The following is a 7,621-nucleotide window of genomic DNA, read 5'->3' as shown; positions in this document are numbered from 1 at the left end:
CTACCGGCCGAGGGGCCACAGCGTGGGCCCACGGCCGCGAGGGACCCGGCGCGAGCTTGCGAGCGGTGGGAGCGGCTGGGGAGCGCAGCGAGGTTGGGGAGGGCGGTAGGCGCTACCGGCCGAGGGGCCACAGCGTGGGCCCACGGCCGCGAGGGACCCGGCGCGAGCTTGCGAGCGGTGGGAGCGGCTGGGGAGCGCAGCGAGGTTGGGGAGGCCGGGAGGCGCTACCGGCCGAGGCGGGCGTTCTTTCTGCGAGCCAGCTTGTACTTCTTCTTCTCGTTGAAGAAAACGGCGGCTGGGCCCATGAAGCACAGGACCATGGCAGCGACGCCGAGGATGATCTGCAGCAGCGTCGCCACGTCTCCAGGAGTGCTGACGCCCATGTAGCGCGAGAATGAAATCAGCGCTAGTCCGGTTCCGGCAAGACGCGCCCAGCCCATTCCCTTCTTCAGGAACAGAGCAATCAGCACGTACAAGATGACTGCTGCCACGGCTACGACAATGGTGGTTCCCACGGTCGCTACGGACATCATCTCCAGCATGTCGGTGGTGATGTCCTCGACGCCTGTCGCCTCTAGCTTCGTGATCGTTTGCTCACGATAGGCATCGGAGCCGGCATGCAGAACCCCGAGGATAGCCGCGATGATTTGAGCAACGGCAGCACCTATCAGCATCAGGAAGATGGTGTTCATGACGGGCGGCGCAACGGGCGCGATGGGAGCCTGCGGGGGCCGCGCATCTTGACCGGCTCTGCCGTTGTTAGGCGTCCGTTTCTCGCGTGGCTTCTCACTCATGGCTGGCATTCTTGATCGGAGTTGAAGGGGATATTCGTTGCTGAACCGAACACCACTAGATCGTGTAGTGCACGCCCGCTACTGCCGCCGCCACATCTCCTGTGTACACTTCCCGGGCTTCGGCCACCACCGTATTGCTGTCGGTCCAGACCGGGATGTGGGTGAGGAGCAGGCGCTTCACATTCGCCCGTGCTGCAGCTTCTCCGGCACGCTTTCCGGTGAGGTGGACGTCCTTGATGTGGTCGTCACGCCCCTCTTCGAAGGCCGCCTCGCACAAGAAGAAGTCAGCGTTAAGGGCGGCATCTTCCAACCCCTGGCAGCTGTCGGTGTCCCCCGAATACGTCAGGACGGCCGTGCGGTTCATGCCGGTGCCGTCGTACTCGGTGACTTCCACGCGCAGCGCATAGGCCTCGGGAACGGGGTGGTTCACCGAGTAGGGCGTGACTTTGAAGGGGCCCACCGTGACGGCTTCGCGTTCCTGCCAGTTGATGAAGTCAAATTCTTCGCGCATGCCCGGATCTAGTTCCAGACCGTAGGCTGTGGCCAACCTATCGGCTGTCGCTGCCGGGCCCCACACTGGAATCCGTCCGCGGTGCCAGCCGTTCGGGCTCCACCGGACAGCCACGTGCAGGCCACACAGGTCCATGCAGTGGTCGGGGTGTAGATGGCTGAGGAAGATCGCGTCGATGTCCTCAAGATCCATGTACTTTTGAGCGGCCCCCAAGGCGCCGCTACCCAAATCAATGAGCACCCGCCACGGCCGAACGCCGTCGTGCGCTGTGAGCAGGTAACAAGACGCGGGCGACGCCGGACCGGGAAAGGACCCGCTGCATCCAACAATCGTCAACTTCATGTTCGCTCCCCCGTAACGTTTCCCGGAACAGCCAGTCTGCCCATGGAATCTTCCAAAACAAAATTTGAGTGCCGTGTGACCCCCGCACCGGACACATTTTGCCGGGCGGCGGCAATCATGTCGGGGGTGATTCGTGCCAGTGACGCTGTGGGGTAATGCGCTGAAACATGGCTGACCTGTTCCACGCCGCGCACCTCCGGGCCGAGGAAGCGCCGGGCGAGGACACCAAAACTGTTAGCGTCCCCGGTGGAGAGAAATTGGTGGGTCGGCGCAGACTCTGAAACACGTTCCAGATCGTGGTTCACCAGGGCCTTATAGACGTCCTTGGCGGTTTCCTCGGCACTGGAAACCAGTGTCACAGAATCCCCCATGACAAAGGAAATGACACCTGTCAGCAGCGGATAGTGGGTGCAACCCAGCACCAAGGTATCCACGCCGGCGTCCTTGAGAGGAGCCAAATACTCCTGCGCCGTGGTCAACAACTCTGGACCCGTAGTGATGCCAGATTCCACGAACCGAACAAAGTCGGGACATGCCACGGAGGTAATGGTGAGATCCGGTGCTGCAGCAAAAGTGTCGTTGTAAGCGCGCGAGCCCACCGTGGCGACGGTGCCAATGACTCCGACGTTCCCGGTCCTGGTGGCCGCAACAGCGCGGCGGACGGCAGGCTGAATGACCTCGATGACAGGAATGCCATAACGGGCCGTGTAGCGCTCCCGGGCATCGCGCAGCACCGCCGCGGAGGCCGAGTTGCACGCGATCACGAGGAGCTTGACGCCAGAATCGACCAGCTCATCCATGACCCCGAGCGCATTGGCCCGAACCTCGGCGATCGGTAGCGGACCATAAGGGCCCTTTGCCGTGTCCCCCACATACAGGATGGACTCGTTGGGCAGCTGATCAATGACCGCACGCGCCACAGTCAATCCGCCAACCCCGGAATCAAAAATTCCAATGGGCCGATCCGTCACGTCGCTGGCCCGGGGCCTCGCCACAGGTGTGTTCTGGGGATTGAGTGAATGTGTGCTCATGATCGATTCAACAATAGTTCGTTTGCCAGCCAGAGCGTATCAATTGCGCCCAACAACACAATTTTCTATTGCAGCCACAGGAGGCTACTTGCTCCGCGCCATCGCCGCCAGCATGGCTTGAACCAGACTTTCCTGGAGCCAGGAGACAAAGTTGTAGACCAGTGAAAGGTAACTTTCGACGTCGTCCGCCTCGCCCCAGTCTTGGACCTCGTGGATCCGGTCGGCATCCTCTTCGTCTCGGATCTCCAGCCGTTCGGCCAGCACCAGGCGGACGTCGTTTAAGGCCATGGCCCAGAGCTTGGCTGCTTCCTCGTTCAGGACCAACTTCTCGCTTTCCAGGCCCAAGGAGGCCGCACGGAGGGCGCCAATCTTGGTTTCCCGCAGCGAGCGTTCGGTGAGCTGACGGAACTCGAGGGCGGAGTCGGCGTCGTCCTTCACAGCGTCTGGAAGCAGCCGAAGGAGGGCGGGATCCACCGGCACGGAAACGTCCATGTCCAAGCCAATCAGGGCAGCCAAGGGGTCCTCATGCGCCGGGGTTTCCGGTTCGAGCATGGTGATGATGTCGGTGAAAAGTTTGCGAAGGAGGTCGCGTTCGGCAGGTTCTAAGAAACCGGTGATGCCGCGGCGGCCGGCGGAGAAGGCCTTAGCCACGGGGGCCGCCCTTCTGAACTGTCGCCCAGAGCCCAAAACCGTGCATGGCAACGGCGTGGGCTTCCATCTTTTCCTTGGCACCATGGGCCACGGCGGACTTGCCCTCGGTGTGGACCTCAAGCATTAATTTCGCCGCCTTTGCCTCTGAATAGCCAAAATAACTTTGGAAGACGTAACTGACGTAGCTCATCAAATTAACCGGGTCGTTCCACACGATTAATTCCCAGGGGATGTCCGGGGAGATGAGTTTGCGCGTTGATACTTCCCGGTCTGTTTCCGGGGCTGTGCTGACACTCATATGTCCATTCTAGTGTTGCCCCACTAAAGTGAATTCCGTGACTACTCCATCAAGCTGGGGCCAGCCCCGCACATCACTGTTTACGGATCACTACGAGCTGACCATGCTTCAAGCTGCTCTGCACTCCGGTGCCGCGCATCGCCGTAGCGTGTTCGAGGCGTTCGCCCGGCGCCTGCCCGACGGCCGCCGCTATGGCGTGGTGGGCGGAACAGGGCGCATCCTGGAGGGCTTGGAGCAGTTCCGCTTCGGTCCAGACGAGCTGAATTTCCTCGCCCAAAACAACGTTGTCAATGACGAAACTCTGTCTTGGCTGGCCGATTTCAAGTTCTCCGGCAGCATCTACGGTTATGCAGAGGGCGAACTTTATTTCCCGAATTCACCCATTTTGACCATTGAATCCACGTTTGCCGAAGCCTGCATCCTGGAAACCTATGTGCTGTCCATCTTGAATCACGATTCCGCCATTGCCTCGGCTGCCTCTCGCATGACAGGTGCCGCCGGCGCTCGTCCGTGCATTGAAATGGGTTCGCGGCGCACGCATGAAGAATCCGCTGTGGCTGCCTCGCGCGCCGCCGTGATTGCTGGCTTCCACAGCACCTCCAACCTTGAAGCCGGGTTGCGGTACGGCGTCCTCACCCAGGGCACCGCCGCGCACTCCTTCACCCTCCTGCACGACTCCGAGGAAGCGGCCTTCCGCGCCCAGATCGGTTCCATGGGCGCCGGCACCACGCTGTTGGTTGACACGTACGACGTCGAAACCGCCGTCCGCAAGGCCGTCGAGATAGCGGGCCCCGCCTTGGGCGGCGTGCGGTTGGATTCCGGCGATTTGCTAGCCCAGGCGCGGGACGTTCGGGCCTTGCTGGATTCGCTCGGCAACACGAACACGCGCATCACCGTCACCTCGGATTTGGATGAGTTTGCCATCGCAGCACTGGCCGCCGCACCTGTGGACTCCTACGGCGTGGGTACCTCCTTGGTCACCGGATCTGGCGCCCCTACGGCGTCGATGGTCTACAAATTGGTCTCCCGCGAAGGTGATGACGGCGAATTCGTCTCGGTTGCCAAGGCCGCCAAGGGCAAGGCCAGTGTTGGCGGGCGCAAGTACGCCACCCGCCGCCTGAACGAATCTGGCACCGCGACTGCTGAAGTGGTGGGCATTGGCCACCACCCAGAGGCGGACGCCAATGACCGCCCCCTGCTGGCTCAATTCATGAGCGACGGCGTGCTGGCCCCAGGTTGGACCGGGGCCGAAGGTGTAGAGCGAGCCACTGCGCGCCATGCCGCATCCATGGCAGAAATGCCCGGAGCAGCGCGACGGCTGCAGCGCGGGGAGCCTGTCATCCCCACCGAATACGAACAAGCAATTGCAGTAGCGAAGTAAAGGAAACTCCATGGCCAAGGCTCTCATCATTGTTGACGTGCAGAACGATTTCTGCGAAGGCGGTTCACTGGCCGTCACCGGCGGGGCCGATCTCGCCACCGAGATCAGCGAACTGCTCTCCGAGGCAACGGACTTCGATTTCATCGTGGCGACTCAGGACTGGCATATCGATCCGGGCACGCATTTCTCCGAGACCCCGGACTATGTCAAGAGCTGGCCGGTGCACTGTGTGGCAGGTTCAAAGGGCGCAGCTTTGCACCGTAATCTGGACACCGAGGACATTGACGCTTACTTCCGCAAGGGCAAGTACGACGCCGCCTACTCGGGCTTCGACGGACTTCTCGCACCCGAAGACGAGGTCGCCGTGGGCGAACGCGAGGCCCACGAATCGGTGGATGAGGACGGCGACGCCCCGATCAGTTTGGATGACTGGTTGCGCGAGAACGACGTCGACGATGTCGTCATCGTCGGCATCGCCACCGACCACTGCGTCCGCGCAACCGCCTTGGACGCCATCAATGCCGGTTACAACACCACCGTGCTGCGTGACTACGTCGCCGGCGTTGACGAAGACGCCAGCGAAGAAGCCCTCGAAGAACTCGAAGACGCGGGCGTAGAGGTTAAATAGGCTCATGCAACGACTGATCGGTAGTTAGCCACCAAAAAGGCGTTCTAACTACCGATCTCGGGGCTAACCCCAGCCCAAGTGAGAATCCAGGCCCCCAACTGAGAGGACAGGGGACTATTTGCGCCCGATGAACCAGTCTTGGAGTTTCTTCAACCGCGTCTGCAGCTGTTCTTCATTGGCCTGGGCCACGGCGGGACCGCCGCACATGCGGCGCAGTTCGCTGTGCACCATGCCGTGGGGCATGCCGGAACGGGCGCTCCACGCCGACACGTTCTTCGCCAGCTCTCCACGCAGATCCATCAACATGCGGTGATCAATCAGCGGCGGGGCTTCAGGCTCAGCCGCCGGGGCCTTCTTGCGCTTGCGCGTTTGCTGATCGGCCTGACGCTGGCGCAGCAACAGTCCCATCTGATCGGCGTCGAGCAGCCCGGGAATACCCAGGAAATCCAGCTCGTCTTCGCTGCCAATAGCACCGCCGGTGCCGAATTCACCGCCGTCGAACAACACGCGGTCAAAGGACGCCTGAGACTCCAGGGCTTCGAACTTGAATTTCTCCAGTGTGTCAGAGGCCTTTTCCTCGCGGTTGGCCTCCTCCATCTCATCGTCTTCCTCCATGAATCCGTCGGGATCCTTGTCGGGACGGTCAAGTGCATGGTCGCGCTCAAGCTCTAGCTGGTTAGCGAGCTCCATCAGGTTCGGTACCGACGGCAGGAAGATCGACGCCGTCTCTCCCCTTTTGCGGGCACGCACAAAACGGCCCACGGCCTGAGCAAAGAACAACGGTGTCGCCGTCGATGTCGCATACACGCCAACAGCCAGACGTGGCACGTCAACACCTTCAGAGACCATGCGCACCGCCACCATCCAGCGGTTATCGCCAGCCGAGTAGGCATCGATCTTGTCTGAGGCTTTGGCATCGTCAGAGAGGATTACCGTGGGAGACTCGCCCGTGATCTTCTTGATCTCGGCGGCGTAGGCACGCGCATCCTCGTGATCCGTGGCGATCACCATCGCGCCAGCATCTGGAACAGCCCGGCGTACTTCGGTGAGCCGCTTGTCGGCAGCGGCCAGAACGGCCGGGATCCACTGTCCCTCAGGGTTCAGCGCGGTCCGCCAGGCATGAGCGGTAACGTCCTTGGTCACGGCTTCGCCCAACGTGGCGGCCATTTCCTCGCCAGCACTGGTGCGCCACCGCATCTGACCCGAATACGCCATAAACATGACGGGCCGGACCACATGGTCCTTGAGCGCCTCGCCGTAACCGTAGGTGTAATCGGCTTTTGAGCGGCGGATGCCGTCCTTGTCCTCGGCGTATTCAACGAACGGAATAGCGGCCGTGTCGGATCGGAACGGGGTACCTGTCAGGGCAAGCCGGCGAGCCGCAGGATCGAAGGCCTCACGGATACCATCACCCCAAGACAACGCGTCACCACCGTGGTGAATTTCGTCCATGATGACAAGAGTTTTGGCGGCCTCGGTCTTGGCCCGGTGCAACAGCGGCTTACTGGCCACCTGTGCGTACGTCACGGCCACCCCAATGAAACCCTTGCCGTGGCGGCCGTCGGCATTCTTGAAGTTGGGGTCAATGGCGATCCCCACCTTCGCCGCGGCATCAGCCCACTGACGCTTAAGGTGGTCAGTGGGGGTGACAATGGTGACCCGGTTGATCATCCCGCGGGCAATCAGCTGGGTCGCGATATGCAGGGCAAAAGTCGTTTTACCTGCACCCGGTGTTGCCACCGCCAAGAAGTCCTTCGGGTTATCACTGAAGTACTTCTCCATGGCTTCGGACTGCCAGGCACGCAGCTTTTGGGCCGTGCCCCACGCCGCGCGCTCAGGATAAGCCGGAGGCAGCGACGGGCCACCAAACAATGTCTCCGTCACGAAATCTCCGCCATCCTTGTCACAGTCACACTTTCACGCTTCCGCACCCAATTCCGGGCACGGCCAATCAACGGCTTTTCGCCGGTAACATCAAAAATTAC

At 61.4% G+C, this 7,621-nt stretch carries 8 protein-coding genes; 2 read left to right on the top strand and 6 right to left on the bottom strand.

Translation table 11 applies throughout. The features are described 5' to 3' along the window. Positions 1-224: 224 nt before the first annotated feature. The 5 genes from AB0O97_RS15905 to clpS form a co-directional block, all read right to left on the bottom strand. A complete protein-coding gene (locus AB0O97_RS15905) occupies positions 225-794 on the bottom strand; it encodes a hypothetical protein (RefSeq protein ID WP_363883923.1) in 570 nt (189 codons plus the stop codon). A gap of 55 nt (positions 795-849) precedes the next feature. After that, positions 850-1,647, bottom strand: coding sequence for an MBL fold metallo-hydrolase (locus tag AB0O97_RS15900; protein WP_363883922.1), 798 nt, complete (start codon positions 1,645-1,647; stop codon positions 850-852). Beyond that, positions 1,644-2,678, bottom strand: a complete 1,035-nt coding sequence (gene murI, locus AB0O97_RS15895) for a glutamate racemase (protein WP_363883921.1) — start codon at positions 2,676-2,678, stop codon at positions 1,644-1,646. Before murI ends, AB0O97_RS15900 begins: the two co-directional genes overlap by 4 nt. Before the next feature lie 84 nt (positions 2,679-2,762). Further along, positions 2,763-3,329 (bottom strand): DUF2017 domain-containing protein, encoded by a 567-nt coding sequence (locus AB0O97_RS15890; protein WP_363883919.1) that lies wholly within the window; start codon positions 3,327-3,329, stop codon positions 2,763-2,765. Continuing rightward, positions 3,322-3,627: an ATP-dependent Clp protease adapter ClpS gene (clpS, locus tag AB0O97_RS15885; RefSeq protein WP_363883917.1), complete on the bottom strand. Its 306-nt coding sequence runs from the start codon at positions 3,625-3,627 to the stop codon at positions 3,322-3,324. Before clpS ends, AB0O97_RS15890 begins: the two co-directional genes overlap by 8 nt. Before the next feature lie 37 nt (positions 3,628-3,664). Between clpS and AB0O97_RS15880 the strand changes: the two genes are divergently transcribed. After that, on the top strand, positions 3,665-5,008 hold the full coding sequence (locus tag AB0O97_RS15880) for a nicotinate phosphoribosyltransferase (protein WP_363883916.1): 1,344 nt from the start codon (positions 3,665-3,667) through the stop codon (positions 5,006-5,008). A 10-nt stretch (positions 5,009-5,018) separates the two neighbouring features. Then, positions 5,019-5,636: an isochorismatase family protein gene (locus tag AB0O97_RS15875; RefSeq protein WP_363838718.1), complete on the top strand. Its 618-nt coding sequence runs from the start codon at positions 5,019-5,021 to the stop codon at positions 5,634-5,636. Between the two features lie 114 nt (positions 5,637-5,750). On the opposite strand, the gene AB0O97_RS15870 is transcribed toward AB0O97_RS15875, so the two are convergent. After that, entirely contained in the window at positions 5,751-7,520 is a 1,770-nt protein-coding gene (locus AB0O97_RS15870) for a DEAD/DEAH box helicase (protein ID WP_363838716.1), read from the bottom strand. Positions 7,521-7,621: the final 101 nt, after the last annotated feature.

Source organism: Specibacter sp. NPDC078692 (genome assembly GCF_040686835.1).
In the GTDB taxonomy this organism is placed as follows: domain Bacteria; phylum Actinomycetota; class Actinomycetes; order Actinomycetales; family Micrococcaceae; genus Specibacter.
The sequence above is the reverse complement of the archived record's forward strand: the minus strand, read 5'-3'. Positions and strand labels throughout refer to the sequence as shown.